The following is a 14,114-nucleotide window of genomic DNA, read 5'->3' as shown; positions in this document are numbered from 1 at the left end:
TGCATTGCCGGAATTTCCGACGCGTATTGAACGAATGCATTTATGAAGGCGCGAAATCATGAAGCACTACAACTTGGCAAGCGATGCCCTTCCGCAACCGGATGTCCGGCAGGTCCGCACCGAGCGGGACCGACCGTTGCTCCGCGGCGTCGTGCTGGTGCTGTCCTGCCTCCTGACGGCGGTGTTCTACACCTGGATCGGCACCTTCCTGCTCGGCGGGCATGCCTCTCTCACGGCCTACCTCGTCGCATCAGCGATCGGCGCGATGGCTGGCGCGGTTCTGAGCGCGGCCCTGCGTTGAGGATACCGGGTGACTTGACTGCCCCGCTCCACCCCAGGTGTCCAGCTGTCCTGGGGCCGAGACCAAACCGTGGTGGAGAGTACGCTTGGCCCCTTCGAACCTGCGTAACGCGGTGGCCGCCCCGGCCGATGGCGTAGCCCAGGGCGGATAACGCCGATACCTGCTGCCTGCCTATATCGACTGCTACTCTTGAGCGCTTTTCCCACTCGACGGACCAAGGCCTGTCACGCCTTGGTCCGCTATTTCTTGGCCGGCTCGTTGGAGGTCGACACATCTTGTCACAAATCGCCACGATCACGCGGAAGGTTTCAGGCGGGCATGACCCATGCTGCTCCCACCGCTTCGGAAACGAAAGGCAGGACCATGCAGCATGTGAAAGGCAGCTCGGGCCCCAAGGTGTCCCCCACCCGGCGTTGCCCATCAGCGCGATCATTTCCCTCGGCCCCCTCGAATTTGTCTCCCCAGAAGGTCTTGAAAGACGGCGGCGTGGCTCACTCTCGAACCACGACGCACGTGTCGCAGACGGGCAATGAACTCTCGCCTGCTGCAACCGGCGGTCCCGGTCTGCGACCCCGCCCGAGGGCAGCGGCGGATCTTGCCGCCCGCCTGTACCGCGTTCAGCAGCGCCAGCAGGCCCGCTTTGCGGCGCTGCCCCCATCGATGAAGGAGGACTTCCACATACTTATGTGGCACCAGCACCGGCTCCGGGCCAATCAGACCGCGCATGACGCGGCCCTTGCCCGGCTGCAGGGAACCACCGTGTCACGAAACTGAAAAGCCACTGTCCATCGCCCACCACTCATGGCGGGCCAAGGTCTGTCCCTCCTTGGTCCGCCTGTCTTTTCGAGATTCCCCCAATGACACTCGCCTTCCACGCCACGCAGAAACGTCACCCGTCCCATGTCTCGTGGGCCAAAGGTCTGATCGGTAGGGTTCGCGCCCTCAGCGAACGGGAGGAGGACGGGGCGCTGGACGCCCAACTGCACCCGCGCACGGCCGAGATCATTGCGGCGCTTGGCACCGGTGCATCGCTGTTCCAGCGATTTCGACACTTCGGCACCGAGGACCTGCCCTGCTACCGGGTATGGATCGACACCTCGGCGCCCATCACGCGTTTCCGCATGCTCGAGGCCAGTCCCGCCCTGCTGAAATGGGTGGAGAGAAACGACACGGATTTCGACATCCTGCAACTGCCGATCTCGGGCTTCCAGTATCACTGGCGCAGCGATCTCGCCCGCGCGCAGGAGGCGCGGGCGGGACTGGTCAGCCATATCCATCTCGTACGCAGCAACGGCGACCTGGTGGTCGACCACATCGCTTCCGCCCCGCGGAGGGGCGAGACGGGGCCGGTAATCGAGGGGTGCATGGTTCTGCCGCGCGCCGCCGCAGAGCCGCCGTTTCCGATTTGGGAGAAGGTGCTGATTGCGCGCAGACTGACGCCGTCCCGGATGCTTGAATAGAACAGGCATGGAACCCGCGGGGTCCTCCTTCCCTCGTGCTTTGCAGGCATCCGTCACGGTGGCAATATGTCAGGGAGCCACTGATGGAGGCCGACATGGAACGCGCGTTCGAACACCGCGGCGATGTCTGCACGATCGAGGCCCGGCTGGAAGCAGGGGTCTGGCATGTGGAGGCGCGGCGCGGGGTAAAGCTGCTTTGCGAGGCCGGCCAGCTCCGGGATGCCGAGCGTTTCGAGGCCGAGGCCTGCGGCCTCGCCGACCCGCTCCGTGCTCTTCTCGACGCTTACGAGGACCGGATCCGCTCTGGAGATCTCTGAGCCGGCAACTGGAGCGCATTTGCGGGTGTGGCAACCAAGCAAATTGTCCCCGGCTGCTGCAAAGCAGAAGGGTCGTAAACCCGGCATATCTCCCACAGCCAATGTGGTAGAATTTTCCCCTGACCCAAACCCACCTTGGCACACCGATGCCGTCGGGGGGCGGTCACAACATCAACGCCGGCTGGATGGCAAGATGGATGCCAGAAAAGCGACTTGACGCTCTGGAGTCCTTTCACCGCTTCCTGTGGGGAAGCAAGCGCCCGACGTAGTAATGGCGAAACGACGCCGGGCTACGTTCTACCAACTAGGGTCGAACCATCAGGGTAGTGTCCTGGTAGAGCGCAGGAAGATTATAGCACTAAGAGTAGATCTATCCGAGTGCTCATCAACGGCTGTGCATCCTTGTCACACTATCGTGCCTGTTTGTGTGATCGCGAGTGAGGATGAATTAGTCCCATCTCCTAGGAGGTTGCGCTCCTCCGAGAGCCGCGCCAGTTCCTTTTTCAGGCGGCAAATCTCGGTGTTCTTCTCCGCCTCCCTCGGCGAACTCTTCGCGAACTTCTGCCAAGCGTAGCGCGAATACGGGCTAACCCAAGTCGCTGCGACACCTCCCTGACCGGGTAGCCCTGCTCGGTGATCTGCGCGACCGTGTCCCGCTTGAACTCGCCGCTGAACTTGTTGCTCCTCATCAGGACCTCATTGCCTCAAAGTCAGCGGAGAAGGCGACCACAAGATGCGGGGCCATTCAGATCGGAAAGAAAAGATCCGCGGCAGATCAAACAGGTCACAAGAAAAGGTCAACTTTCGGGTGACTTGTTAGAACCTCATGAAAGCTTCAGTGTAGATGTGGGAGCAAGCTTGCCGGCCGAGTTTAGGTTAGCAGGAAGGCCTACCAGCCGGACGGGGCCGCCGATGAGTAGAATACCGGATACCGTGAAGCCGCACTTGCGCACTTTTGATGGTGGCAGGTGCCGGCTTCTGACGGCTTACCTCCCGAGTATCACGCTCTGTATGTCCGTTGCCGCCGTACTGCTGATCGTGCCGGCGGCGGCCCATATCAGTAGGGATTATGGGTTCTTTACTCGGGATCCTACTCAAATCGGGAACATCCCTCGCTATGCCGGATTCCTCTCAAGCCTTGGAGTGATGGCTTGGACGGTCGGCGCCGCCGTTTCACTCTTTACGTCGGCAGTGCTCGTATCTAGGTCAAGAGACGATGCCGACCCACGGTTCTTTCTATTCTTCGGTGGCTTCACCGCCCTGCTTGGCTGGGATGACTTGTTTCTCATTCATGAGAATTTTATCCTGGGAGAAAAGTCGCTCTTTCTCGTCTATGGAGCGATCGCCCTGACAGGAGTTGTGCTGTTCAGGGGGGTATTTCGGAACGAGGCCACGGGTTTCGCGCAGGCTGCCGCGGCTGCTTTCCTATTGTCTTTGTCCGTCGACGCGGGTCAGCGTCTAATAGAGAGACAGATTGGCGATATCCGCATCCTGATCGAAGATGGCGCGAAATTCATTGGTGCGGTTTGCTGGGCAATCTTTCTATGCAAGATTGGTGCCGCATCGATTTCGAGATGTACTCATGAGTGATCTGGCTGAAAGTGACGTCAGACATTCCGAACCTGATGAGCATCCGAAAGCTTGCGCGTTGCAGCTTTCACCTCGGTGGATGCGGTATTTTATAGTTTTTGGCATTCCTGCACTTGCACTTCTCTCCGTCGCAATGTCGGCTATTAAGGTGGAAGGTGGCAACTTCATTGTCAACGAGCTTGCTGACCGGTTTATACTGAACAACGAATTCAGTATCCCGACACTAATCAGCATCGTTCTCATGTTTGTTGCATCGCAGCTCTGCGCGCTAAACTACTTATATTATAGGAGGTTAATGAGGGCACCGATCAACACATACTGGGTCTTGAGTTCGCTTATTCTTTTAGCCATGGCCTATGACGAAAGCGCCCAAATTCATGAGAGTTTGCGCTGGTCCCTGTTCGACAATATCCTAAACGGGCAAAGTTGGATCTTCGTTGGTGTTCCCATAGTTGTCGTCCTTGGCCTGCTGTCCATTCCGTTCCTTCTATCCCCACCACGGCGCCTGAAAGTAGAATTGCTAAAGGGAGCAACGATCTTTGTTTTTGGAGCGCTCGTTATCGAAGGGGTAGGTGGCTTGTACAAGGTCGGGTTCGGGATGGACTTTGTCTATGTTCTTATTTCGGTCGCTGAAGAAGCCACGGAGTTGACTGGAATTTCGTATGTAAACCTCGCTTTATTAAACCATGCCGCGCAGAAGGGTCTCTCTGTCACATTTTGCGATCCGGCCGGACGCGAATGAACTACTTGTCTGTGAACCCCCGCGACCGGGTGGTTAGAGCCCGATGAGCGGCCGGGCCGTGCCTCCCATTCATAGCGAAACGGCCCATTGTAGTGATTTTTTGTTCGGCATACCCGATTACTGCCCAGTGAAGTTCGTAACCTCACGTTTCTTGCTGCAGGAGATGCCGGTTTCGCCATCCGGCTCGCGTGCTACGCACCAACCGAAGAGCGTTTTTCCGGTGAATGTCGTGGTCGAGACATTGGGCGTCTCCCGCTCAAATCTGAAGGCCCGGCGGAGCCGGAGCATGAAGCTGCGTTACGCTATCACAAAGCGCGGCGGTCCTATCGCTGATTTCTGCGCTGGTGGTGGCGCGGCCTATCTACGGCTTCGAACTAAGGGCTGTCAAAGCGCCGGCATGATATGACAATATTGCACCTATCCAGTGAATAGCCCCGTGTCTTGTGGACGCCTTCTTCGCTAATTTTAAGGCAAGGAGGCCATGATGAGCAGCAGCAAGTTCAGCGATGAGTTCAAGCGGGATGCAGTTGCGCTGGTGGCCGGCGAGCGCGACCCTGACATCCTGACATCCTGACATCCTGACATCCTGACATCCTGACATCCTGGCATCCTGCCGGGACGTGCGGTGCCATGCCTCCCTCGAGACGATCCGGGCGGCGCTGGTCGGCAACGACCGCGCGGGGCACATCTTCGCGCTGGAGCAGTCGCTGGATCTCTACGACGTGTATCAACGAAGATCGCGGACTGCGATGCGAGGCTGAAACAGGCGGTGAGCGAGCTTAGGGTCCGCTCCGAGAGCACGACACCATCGCCCAAGCCGCGCTTTCGTCCGAGGCCGGCAGGGGCACCGGCGTTCGATGTGCGAGCTGCGCTGCATGGCGTGCTCGGGGTGGACCTGCCCCAGATCCACGGCATCGGACCCGGTCTCGCGCTCAAGCTGGTGGCGGAGTGCGGCACCGACCTGACGGCCTGGCCGAGCGCCAAGCATTTCACCTCGTGGCTCTGCCACGCGCCGGGCAACAAGATCCCAGGGGGCCAAGCTGCTGACCTCGCGTACTCGGCGTTCCTCGAGCCGTGCGGCCGCACTCCTGCGGTTGGCCGCGACGACCGTAGGGCGCAGCGACACCGCTCTCGGCGCATTCTATTGCCGTCTGTCATCCCGTGTCGGCAAGCAGAAGGCCGTGACCGCCACGGCGCGCATGATCGCCGTCCTGTTCTACAACACCCTCCGGTTCGGGAGAGCCTACCGCGATCCCGGCGCGGCGACTTATGACGAGCGGCACCGAAGCCGCGTCCTCGCCAATCTCCAGCGCCGCGCCAAGACCCTTGGCTATCACTTGGTGCCCACGACCGAGCCAGCCGGTGTTTCTTGGGATGGCCACCGCGTACTTCGCCAGGGATGCAAATTGATACGCGTTCGTGGCCGAGCATCGCGGGCAGTTCTCCGTCCGGGCGATGTGTCGGTGCCTGCGCATCCAGCCGAGCGGCTTCTATGCGTGGCTGAAGGCGCCGTTGAGCAAACCCGCTCGGGAGGACGCGCGGCAGACCGAGCTTCTGAAGGAGGCGTGGGTCGAGAGCGCCAAGGTCTATGGGCAGCGGAAGCTGCACGATGATTTGGTTGAACAGGGCGAAAGCATCTGCCTGAACCGCGTCTCCCGCCTGACCAAGCTGGCCGGGATCACGGCGCAGATCGGCTACAAGCGTCGCCCTGGAAAGTATGGCGGCAAGCCGTCGGTCGTGGTCGACAACACCATGGATCGGCAATTTGATGTCGAGGATCCGGATACGGTTTGGGACGAGGCCTTGTTCGCCATTGGTTCAAGAACAATGGCTGAGTGACATCACCTACATCCGGACGCAGGCAGGCTTTGCTTACCTCGCTGTGGTGATCGATCTCTTCTCTCGGCGCACGGTCGGATGGTCCATGCAGTCGCGCCAGACGACTGACGTCGTGCTCCAGGCTTTGCTCATGGCCATATGGCGAAGGAAGCCGAAGGACAAAGTGCTGATCCACTCCGATCAGGGAAGCCACTTCACCAGCATGGACTGGGCTGCTTTCCTGAAAGCCCACAATCGGGAGCATTCCATGAGCCGCCGTGGCAACTGCCATGACAATGCCGTCGCCGAGAGCTTCTTCAACCTGCTCAAGCGCGAACGGATCAGGCGCCGGACCTACCGGACGCGCGAGGAAGCCCGGCGGGACGTGTTCGACGACATCGAGACGTTCTATACCCCGAAGCGCAAGCACGCGGGGAACGGAATGCTGTCGCCCGTCGACTTCGAGTGGCAGCAGAAACTGGTGCACGAGGGCGTCTAAGAAACGCGGGGCTATTCAACGGGCCTTCGCAGCAGGGCGGCGAACGTCGGCCTCAACGCGAATGTTCGACATGCACCGCCCTGCTGTCTGGCGGGGCTTCGTCCCGATCGAACATGCCGTAATCTCGAACGACGCTCGCGATGCGCAGGCGGTAGTCGGCAAAGATGCCGCCCCGGCCCTTCGCCTGCGCGCCGCGGTGCGCCTCCAGCGTTCGCCAGCGCGCGATGGCTGCCTCGTCCTCGAAGAAGGACAGCGACAGGATCTTCCGTGGATCGGTCAGGCTCTGGAACCGCTCGACAGAGATGAACCCCTCGACCTGATCCAGAAGCGGGCGCATCTTTGCGGCCAGTGCGAGATAGTCGTCGGTCCGCCCATCCGCCGGCTCGACCTCAAAGATCACCGCGATCATGCCGATGCCCCGGGGGTGTGCGGGTCCGAGACGCGCTTCAGAAAGGTCCGGTCCTCGCGCAGCAGAAACTTCTCGGCCTGGGCGAATTCGTAGTTCTCGCGGCCAAGCGGATCGTCGGCCAGCCGCGCGCGATAAGCCTCGTAATCGGCGAGGCTGGCAACGTTGTAGATCCCGTAAGCGAGCGTGCTGGAGCCTTCGTGCGGGGCGTAGTAGCCGATCAGATCCGCGCCGCAGCGCGGGATCGCCTGCCCCCAGTTGCGGGCATATTGCGCGAACTGGGCCTTCTTTGTCGGGTCAATGTGGTAGCGGATCACACAGGTGAGCATGGAGGACTCCTTTGATCGAGGCTTGTTCGACTAGAGTATGCCATTGTGAGGCACAGATGGTTCGATTACGCTCGAACCATGAAGGAAGGTCCGGACATCGCCCGTATCGCCGCGCTGATCGGTGACCCCGCACGCGCCAACATGCTGACCGCCTTGATGAGCGGTAAGGCCCTGACCGTCAGCGAGCTGGCCGAAGAGGGCGGGGTCACGATCCAGACGGCCAGTTCCCACCTGTCGAAGCTGGACGAGGGCGGACTGCTGCGCCCCCGCAAACAGGGTCGGCACAAGTACTTCTCTCTGGCCGGTGACGAGGTGGCGCAGGTGCTCGAAGGGCTGATGGGGCTGGCGGCGGGGGCCGGTCATCTGCGCAGACGCACCGGCCCGAAGGACATCGAACTGCGCCGGGCGCGGGTCTGCTACAACCATCTCGCAGGCGACATGGGCACCCAGCTGTTCGACAGCCTGATCGCCCGGGGGTTTCTGACCGCCGAGGCCGAGGAGTTGCTCCTCACCGATGCGGGCGCGGATTTTGTGGCCCGGTTCGAGATCGATCTCGATGACCTGCGCCTCAAACGCACGCCGCTGTGCCGCGAATGCCTGGACTGGAGCGAACGACGATCGCATCTGGCAGGCAGTCTTGGGCGCGCCTTCCTGGCCCGCTTCGAGGAGCTGTCATGGGCGACGCGAGACCCCAAGACCCGGGTCGTGGTCTTCTCTCGCACCGGGGTGAAGGAATTCGAGCAGCTGTTCGGCGGGGTCTGACGCGCGCGCTTTCGCCCGCTGCCTTGGCGGCGGCAACCTCAGATCGCGGCGAACCGGGTGGTCAGATCTTCGAGCGCCGCAATATAGGGGGCGGGGCCGAAGCTGATCCGGGACACGCCCAGCCCCGCCACATCCCGAACCGCGCGCAGGTCGCCCCTCATCAGGACGTTGACCGGTTGCGAGGCCCGCGCGCAGATATCCCGGATGAGCGTCGGGTCGGTCAGCCCGGGCACGAAGAAGCCGTCGGCTCCGGCCTCTGCATAGGCCGCTTGCCGCGCCAAGGCCGCATCTACGAGACCGGCGTGATCCTTTGCCTCCGATTGCAGAAACAGATCGGTCCGCGCGTTGATGAACAGCGGCACCCCCGCCTCCCGCGCCGCCCCGCGAATGGCGGCGATCCGGGCGACTTGTGCCTCGACGTGATGAAGCCTCTCCCCGCCCACGACCCGATCCTCGAAATTGAGGCCTACCGCACCGGTCTGGATCACCCTGCGCGCGTTGACCGCGACCTGTTCGGGCGCTTCGGCATAGCCGCCCTCGAAGTCCACGGTCAGGGGCAGATCGGTGCTTTGCGCGATCCGCTCGACGATCCTCAGCGCGAAGTCGAAGGGCATCGCCTCGCCATCCTCAAAGCCATGCGCCGCCGCGACCGACCAGCTTCCCGTGGCGATGGCGGCGGCGCCAGCCTCGGCAAGAGCAGTCGCGCCACCTGCGTCCCAGATGTTGTAGAGCACGAGCGGATCATCCGCGACGTGAAGCGCTTTGAGCGCGCGAGCCTTGTCAGCCTGAGACATGAAAGGGGGTATCCTGTGTATCCGCCTTGAATTTACGTTCGATCTCGATCAGGCGCTGCTTGCGCCACAGCCCGCCGCCATAGCCTGTCAGGCTGCCGTCGGCGCCGATCACCCGATGGCAGGGCACCATGAGCGCGATCTGGTTGGCACCATTCGCCCGCGCCACGGCGCGGGTAGCCGCGGGGTTGCCGATGTCGCGCGCGATCTCGGAATAGCTGCGGGTCTCGCCCGGAGGGATGCGGCGCAGCGCGCGCCAGACGTCTCGGCTGAACGCCGAGCCCTGAAACGCCAGCGGCGTCTCGAACCGCGCGCTCTGGCCCGCAAAATAGGCCGACAGCTCGGCCTCGGCCTGTTCGGTCGGTGCGAACCGCCCGAGGCCGATGCCTGGCGGCGTCAATGCTTGCAGCTTTTTTAGCTCGGAGGCGAGCGCTTTGCGGTCGATGAACTCCAACAGGTGCAGATGCGTGGCGCTGCTCACCGCGACCATGTCGCCCAGCGGCGTCGCGATCCAACTGGCGCGCAGCATCGCGTCGCGGCTCAGCGCGCCGGGCGCGCAACCCAAGAGCCGCGCGAAAGCGGATCGAAACGCGCTCGCGGACTCGAAGCTGGCCTCGTGCTGCGCGGTGATGACCTTGCCGCCGCCCGAGAGGGTCTCGAAGCCTTCGCGCAGCCGCCTTTGCCGGGCCATCTCCAGGAAGGTCATGCCGAACTGGCGCTTGAAGCTGCGGCGCACCGTGGAGAGGTCGTAGCCGAGCTGTTCGACATGGCGCTCCGACCAGCGGATGTCGGGCCGTTCGTCAAGCGCCGCCAGAAGCGCACCGATGGTCGGGTCGGCGAGGGCGGCGGCGCGCAGCGGATGGCACCGCTTGCATGCACGGAACCCGGCCTCGATGCAGGCGCCGATCGTCTCGCGAAACGTGCAGTTCTCTGGCTTGGGCTTGCGGGCGGGGCAGGTCAATCGACAGAAGATGCCGGTGGTTGTGACGCAGACATAGGCCTGCCCGTCATAACGGTCATCCCGGTCAAGGAGGGCGCGGTACAGCGCGTCGTGATCTGGCAAGTCAAACAGCATGACGAAACCGTATCACTGGCCAGACCCCCGGTCCGCCGGAAATCGGGCGTCTATTTCTTCGGCGAAGGGCAAGGTGAACCGGCAGGCTGCGCGGGTCACGTCGGCTGTTAGGCGCTGCCAAGCTGCTTCAGGACCGCCGCGACGATCGCTTCCGGTCGATCCTCCTGAACGAGATGCCCCGCGCCTTCGACCGGGACGCAAGGGTGATCCGAGATCAACGCCGCCAGGGCCTCCCCCTGTTCATAAAGGAGCCAGTCGTCCTTCTCCCCCACAGCACCGTGACGGGACAATCCATCTTCTCATAAAGCCCTTGAACTTCGTCGGTATGGCGTTGATCCATTTGGGCGATCTGCCGGTAGAATGCGGGCTGGCCGACCAGACCGACCCAGGGGGCGCTGTAGATCTCGACCGCTTCATCCGAGAGGGGGTCGTGCGCCGCCGTCTGCAAATATGCCTTCAGAAGTGCTCGGTGCATGTAGGCGGGCATTCCCGAGAACGCGGCCTCGTGTCGTCGGACATGCTGGACGAAAGGTGAGCCCCAAGGTGCCAGAGCAACAGCGTCGAAGATCGTCAGGGAGCCGTAGCGCAGGCCGTCGAGATAGTAGGCCCGTAGGGCGGTGGCCCCTCCGAAATCATGTGCCACGACATCGGGTCGCTGAAGACCCCATTCCTTGAACAACGCGGACAGTACCCGGTTCTGCACCGCCAATGACACATCCTGACCATCGCGCATTTCCGACTGCCCATAGCCCACGAGATCGAAGTAGTAGACCGTCCTTAGATCGCAGAGCTGCGGCACGATCCTGCGCCAGACCTGTGACGAGAACGGTGTGCCGTGGATGGCGACCAACGGTGGGCCATCGCCGCAGGTCCCCCACCTGACCGCATTTCCCTCGATGATGGAGGTGTTTGGAAGATCCAACATGGGCGCCTCGCAGTATCACTCGGACGTTCGATGATACGATGCACCTGTGAGAAGAGCGATGGGAGGCCTCGCCGAAGAGTTTTCGGACGTGGAGCGTGGCTTGGTCAGGGGTTGCACCCTGAGCAGCAAATGCTCTTTGCCATCGGACCGAGTGCCGCCCCTCAGCTATCCCAAGCGACAAAGGGAGTACGGAATCGAAACCGGCAAGCCATTGCGATGGCTGACCTGGCAGATCTTTGGACAGGTCCCCGGCTCAGCGCCCTCGTTGGTTGCTTGTTGACCTCAACCGAGGTTGAGGCCGTATTAAAGAACGATCAATCAGCCGAATTCAGACATCGCAGCGGCAGAGCCGCCTTGAAATGCAGAGGAATTATGGCCCTGAAGCTGGGACTTCTCGTTCTACTCGGATTGCTGTGGAGTGTCCGGCTGTCGGCTATCAAGGCGGCTGGCCTTGCAGGTATTCCGGTACATGTGCTCGTCGTCGTCGCCGCATTTGGCATCGCGGCCTTCTATTCGATACGCGCGGTTTGGAGCCGCGATTGGCCACCGATCGACCGCGGAGTTCTTGGGTTCTATGCCCTCAGCGGAACACTCGGCTTTTTGGCGCCCTTCGCACTCGAGAGTGCGGTCGCGCCAAACCTGCCTGTTTTTCTGTTCGTGGTGATCATCGCAACGATGCCCATTGTGACGTTGGGCATTTCAATCCTAATCGGTATCGAACGTCTTCGTGCGCTCCCGATTCTCGCGGTGATGTTGGGATTCGTGGGTGCGATTGCGATCCTATGGGATACCGGCCGTGCGGACCTGTCGGAACAATCGAACGCATGGTGGGTTGCCGCAGGTTTCGGGGTGCCAATGCTCTACGCCATCAACACCGTATTCGTTGCCGCGCGCTGGCCATCCCGCGCCGGACCCGTGCACGTCGCCCATGCTCAAGCCCTGATCGTGGCTGCCACTGTTCTTGTTGGTAGCTCTGCCTCTGGCGCTATCACGGACTGGCGGCTTGCCGGGCTCGATTTACCCGCCCTGGGGTTGATCGTTTTCGGTGAGGGTTTGGCACTCTTGGTCTACCTGCGGATCGCGCGAGATTACGGGGCGACCTATGTGTCCTTGGCGAACTACGTCTCGATGATTTTCGCCGCCATGCTCGGCGCGGTCTGGTTCGGCGATCGCCTGACGCCGCTCTCGATCTGTGCGGCCATTGTCATCGTCGTGGCCGTCGCGCTTTATCAACGGTATGGGCAGAAGGCTTATGTGGATCGTGAGCCGGTGGAGCTGGCGATTAAATTGCCGAAATGAAATCGCCTCGCTACGCCAATGTCCCACTGCGCGACACAAGCCAACCGGGCGGCGTCGTCGCCTATCAGGCTGGCTCCGAAGTGAGGTATGTGACCGGGATCAACCTGCCAGTCGCGGGCGGGGTCCCGCCAGACGGCTAACGCGTGAAGCGGTCTTCCGATCCGGCGTAGCGAAAGGTCACTTTCGCCTGCGGAGCTGACACTGGCCCAGAATACAGCAAAGGTCGACTGTGAGCCCAAACTGTCCCTTTTGGCGAAGGAGACCTTCGTCTCCCGCCCGGATGATCGCCCGGGCCTCATGCCGATCATCCAAATCGTCGAGAACGCGCAAACCGGTTTCCATATCGAAGGTCCGGAGCCAGCGGTCGAATGCCCTCCCGCCCTATACACCGCACTGCGTGAGCGCCTATCCCCTGCACGGGTTCTCCGTCGCCATGAAGATTCTTGGGCACTCACATCATCCGGCCCGGCTGCCGAGCCCTGCTTCGATCTCATGGACCTGGGAAAGGGCCGAGCGGCGCCAATCGTATGTTCTTGTCGGCACCGCCCCCATCCAGTCCGCAATCGGCCTGCCGTCAGGGATACCACATGAATTCCCTCGACCCACCCAATTCCCTCGAGGACAAGATCAGTCTGACCATCTGGTATGCGCGATGCCCGCTGGCGACATGCACTATATCGCTATTGCGGTTCTCGAGGAAGAAATCGGGGCTCAAAGCCGAAAGCGGGAGAGGATGGAAAGCCATCAAGGCCAAAAGATCCGCCGATCCCAAAAACGGATCGCCGGCCGCTGAGCCTACCCGGCGATCAGGAAATCATCGAGTGACTGGTTGGCCGCCAGTGCATTCCTGATCCACTGGGGCTGGCGGCGACGCCCGGTCTAGGTCTGGGTTTCATCGGCGGGGTTGCGATATTTGGGGGGATTGATCGACTTGGACGGTTTTCCGACCGATGCCCCGACGAGATCCTTCAACGATTAGCCTGCGGATTTTGCTGCGACTTCCGTGGCCGCAAGTACTTCCTGCCGGCGCCGCGCCTCGTAGCTTTGAATGGCGGCCGCGGTTTCGATTTGAAGCTTTTTCACCTCGGCAAGAACCAGATCGCTCAGGTCTAAGTCGCTCATGGGGGGATTTTCCGACCAGTACCACTGTGCCGGAATGCGCCGTCACGATGGGAATTGGCACCATCCTCGAAGCATGGGAAACTCTGCTCATGGCCATCGGAACCAAGAAGGCAGAGGCATTGGCGGCCGCGCTGCAAGGGCCGGTATCAGAAGCGATCCCTGCATCGGCGCTGAAACGGCATTCCCGAGTTACCGTGTTGTGAGATACGGCGGCGGCGAAGCTTTTGCCCTGTCGGGCCGCTCGAAGCCACTACGGAAGCAGCATTCCTAAAACTGGCTCTAGTTATGATAGAATCATACATAATGTTTATTACACGCATATTATCTGTGTAACGGTGGATTCACGTTCGAAGTGCAACTTCTGTATGGAAACAGATGGTTACATGGAGAGCAATCGATGGGCACCTGCTACGCACATTTGGATCTCGAAGAGCGCCAGAAACTCGCGCGGTGGCGCGAGGCAAAATTGCCGATGAAAGAGATAGCACTGCGGCTCGGCCGCGCGCCCTCCACGCTTTACCGGGAGATGCGGCGCAATCGCTTCGTAGATGATGAGATACCCCATCTGAGCGGTTACTACGGCATGACCGCGCAACGCGCTTACGAGAAGCGACGCGCCGTCCATCGCAAGCTGATCCGGCACCCGGCCGTGAAAGCTGCCGTGGTCGATCGTCTCAA

The 14,114-nt window shown here is 61.4% G+C and carries 16 protein-coding genes and 3 pseudogenes; 11 read left to right on the top strand and 8 right to left on the bottom strand.

Going from position 1 to position 14,114, the window contains the following annotated elements:
• Positions 1-58 precede the first annotated feature (58 nt).
• The 3 genes from LOS8367_RS12785 to LOS8367_RS12775 all read left to right on the top strand — a co-directional run bounded on the left by LOS8367_RS12785 (position 59) and on the right by LOS8367_RS12775 (position 2,078).
• Entirely contained in the window at positions 59-301 is a 243-nt protein-coding gene (locus LOS8367_RS12785) for a hypothetical protein (RefSeq protein ID WP_085896915.1), read from the top strand.
• Between the two features lie 857 nt (positions 302-1,158).
• Positions 1,159-1,761, top strand: coding sequence for a hypothetical protein (locus tag LOS8367_RS12780; RefSeq protein WP_085896914.1), 603 nt, complete (start codon positions 1,159-1,161; stop codon positions 1,759-1,761).
• A gap of 95 nt (positions 1,762-1,856) precedes the next feature.
• Complete coding sequence (locus LOS8367_RS12775; protein ID WP_133056325.1) at positions 1,857-2,078, top strand: hypothetical protein; 222 nt, start codon at positions 1,857-1,859, stop codon at positions 2,076-2,078.
• A gap of 450 nt (positions 2,079-2,528) precedes the next feature.
• Here the strand turns inward: LOS8367_RS12775 and LOS8367_RS12770 are convergent.
• A pseudogene (locus LOS8367_RS12770) lies at positions 2,529-2,770 on the bottom strand (transposase); the annotation flags it as partial.
• A gap of 319 nt (positions 2,771-3,089) precedes the next feature.
• On the opposite strand from LOS8367_RS12770, the gene LOS8367_RS12765 reads away from it, so the two are divergent.
• From LOS8367_RS12765 to LOS8367_RS12750, 4 genes and pseudogenes are all read left to right on the top strand, one after another.
• Positions 3,090-3,668, top strand: a complete 579-nt coding sequence (locus LOS8367_RS12765; protein ID WP_133056324.1) for a DUF8692 domain-containing protein — start codon at positions 3,090-3,092, stop codon at positions 3,666-3,668.
• Positions 3,661-4,410, top strand: a complete 750-nt coding sequence (locus tag LOS8367_RS12760) for a DUF8692 domain-containing protein (RefSeq protein WP_133056323.1) — start codon at positions 3,661-3,663, stop codon at positions 4,408-4,410. The genes LOS8367_RS12765 and LOS8367_RS12760 overlap by 8 nt, the downstream gene beginning before the upstream one ends.
• A gap of 625 nt (positions 4,411-5,035) precedes the next feature.
• The gene (locus LOS8367_RS19445) at positions 5,036-5,683 is read left to right on the top strand and encodes a transposase (RefSeq protein WP_306456263.1); all 648 of its coding nucleotides are present in this window, start codon (positions 5,036-5,038) and stop codon (positions 5,681-5,683) included.
• A gap of 109 nt (positions 5,684-5,792) precedes the next feature.
• A pseudogene (locus tag LOS8367_RS12750) lies at positions 5,793-6,727 on the top strand (IS3 family transposase); the annotation flags it as partial.
• A 52-nt stretch (positions 6,728-6,779) separates the two neighbouring features.
• On the opposite strand, the gene LOS8367_RS12745 reads toward LOS8367_RS12750, so the two are convergent.
• Together LOS8367_RS12745 and LOS8367_RS12740 are read right to left on the bottom strand one after the other, a co-directional pair.
• Positions 6,780-7,136, bottom strand: coding sequence for an antibiotic biosynthesis monooxygenase family protein (locus tag LOS8367_RS12745; protein ID WP_085896910.1), 357 nt, complete (start codon positions 7,134-7,136; stop codon positions 6,780-6,782).
• Positions 7,133-7,462 carry an NIPSNAP family protein gene (locus LOS8367_RS12740; protein WP_085896909.1) on the bottom strand — a complete coding sequence of 110 codons (330 nt, stop codon included), beginning with the start codon at positions 7,460-7,462 and terminating at the stop codon, positions 7,133-7,135. Before LOS8367_RS12740 ends, LOS8367_RS12745 begins: the two co-directional genes overlap by 4 nt.
• Before the next feature lie 78 nt (positions 7,463-7,540).
• On the opposite strand from LOS8367_RS12740, the gene LOS8367_RS12735 reads away from it, so the two are divergent.
• The gene (locus LOS8367_RS12735; RefSeq protein ID WP_085896908.1) at positions 7,541-8,224 is read left to right on the top strand and encodes an ArsR/SmtB family transcription factor; all 684 of its coding nucleotides are present in this window, start codon (positions 7,541-7,543) and stop codon (positions 8,222-8,224) included.
• A gap of 38 nt (positions 8,225-8,262) precedes the next feature.
• Here LOS8367_RS12735 and LOS8367_RS12730 read toward each other — a convergent pair whose 3' ends face one another.
• From LOS8367_RS12730 to LOS8367_RS12720, 3 genes are all read right to left on the bottom strand, one after another.
• Positions 8,263-9,018: an isocitrate lyase/PEP mutase family protein gene (locus LOS8367_RS12730; RefSeq protein ID WP_085896907.1), complete on the bottom strand. Its 756-nt coding sequence runs from the start codon at positions 9,016-9,018 to the stop codon at positions 8,263-8,265.
• Complete coding sequence (locus LOS8367_RS12725) at positions 9,005-10,090, bottom strand: bifunctional transcriptional activator/DNA repair enzyme AdaA (protein WP_085896906.1); 1,086 nt, start codon at positions 10,088-10,090, stop codon at positions 9,005-9,007. Before LOS8367_RS12725 ends, LOS8367_RS12730 begins: the two co-directional genes overlap by 14 nt.
• Positions 10,091-10,304: 214 nt before the next feature.
• Entirely contained in the window at positions 10,305-11,015 is a 711-nt protein-coding gene (locus tag LOS8367_RS12720; protein ID WP_242665586.1) for an alpha/beta fold hydrolase, read from the bottom strand.
• A gap of 372 nt (positions 11,016-11,387) precedes the next feature.
• Between LOS8367_RS12720 and LOS8367_RS12715 the strand changes: the two genes are divergently transcribed.
• A complete protein-coding gene (locus tag LOS8367_RS12715) occupies positions 11,388-12,314 on the top strand; it encodes a DMT family transporter (RefSeq protein WP_165761466.1) in 927 nt (308 codons plus the stop codon).
• Between the two features lie 795 nt (positions 12,315-13,109).
• On the opposite strand, the pseudogene LOS8367_RS19480 reads toward LOS8367_RS12715, so the two are convergent.
• Both LOS8367_RS19480 and LOS8367_RS19060 read right to left on the bottom strand, forming a co-directional pair.
• A pseudogene (locus tag LOS8367_RS19480) lies at positions 13,110-13,184 on the bottom strand (H-NS family nucleoid-associated regulatory protein); the annotation flags it as partial.
• 105 nt (positions 13,185-13,289) lie between these two features.
• Positions 13,290-13,436, bottom strand: a complete 147-nt coding sequence (locus LOS8367_RS19060) for a hypothetical protein (RefSeq protein ID WP_165761465.1) — start codon at positions 13,434-13,436, stop codon at positions 13,290-13,292.
• 47 nt (positions 13,437-13,483) lie between these two features.
• Between LOS8367_RS19060 and LOS8367_RS18705 the strand changes: the two genes are divergently transcribed.
• Together LOS8367_RS18705 and LOS8367_RS12710 are read left to right on the top strand one after the other, a co-directional pair.
• A complete protein-coding gene (locus tag LOS8367_RS18705; RefSeq protein ID WP_106535064.1) occupies positions 13,484-13,639 on the top strand; it encodes a sugar phosphate isomerase family in 156 nt (51 codons plus the stop codon).
• Between the two features lie 194 nt (positions 13,640-13,833).
• Positions 13,834-14,114: helix-turn-helix domain-containing protein (locus tag LOS8367_RS12710; RefSeq protein WP_133056322.1), on the top strand; the 281-nt coding region annotated here is incomplete at its 3' end.

This window comes from Limimaricola soesokkakensis (assembly GCF_900172345.1).
Taxonomy (GTDB): domain Bacteria; phylum Pseudomonadota; class Alphaproteobacteria; order Rhodobacterales; family Rhodobacteraceae; genus Limimaricola; species Limimaricola soesokkakensis.
This window is presented reverse-complemented; position numbering and strand designations above follow the sequence as displayed.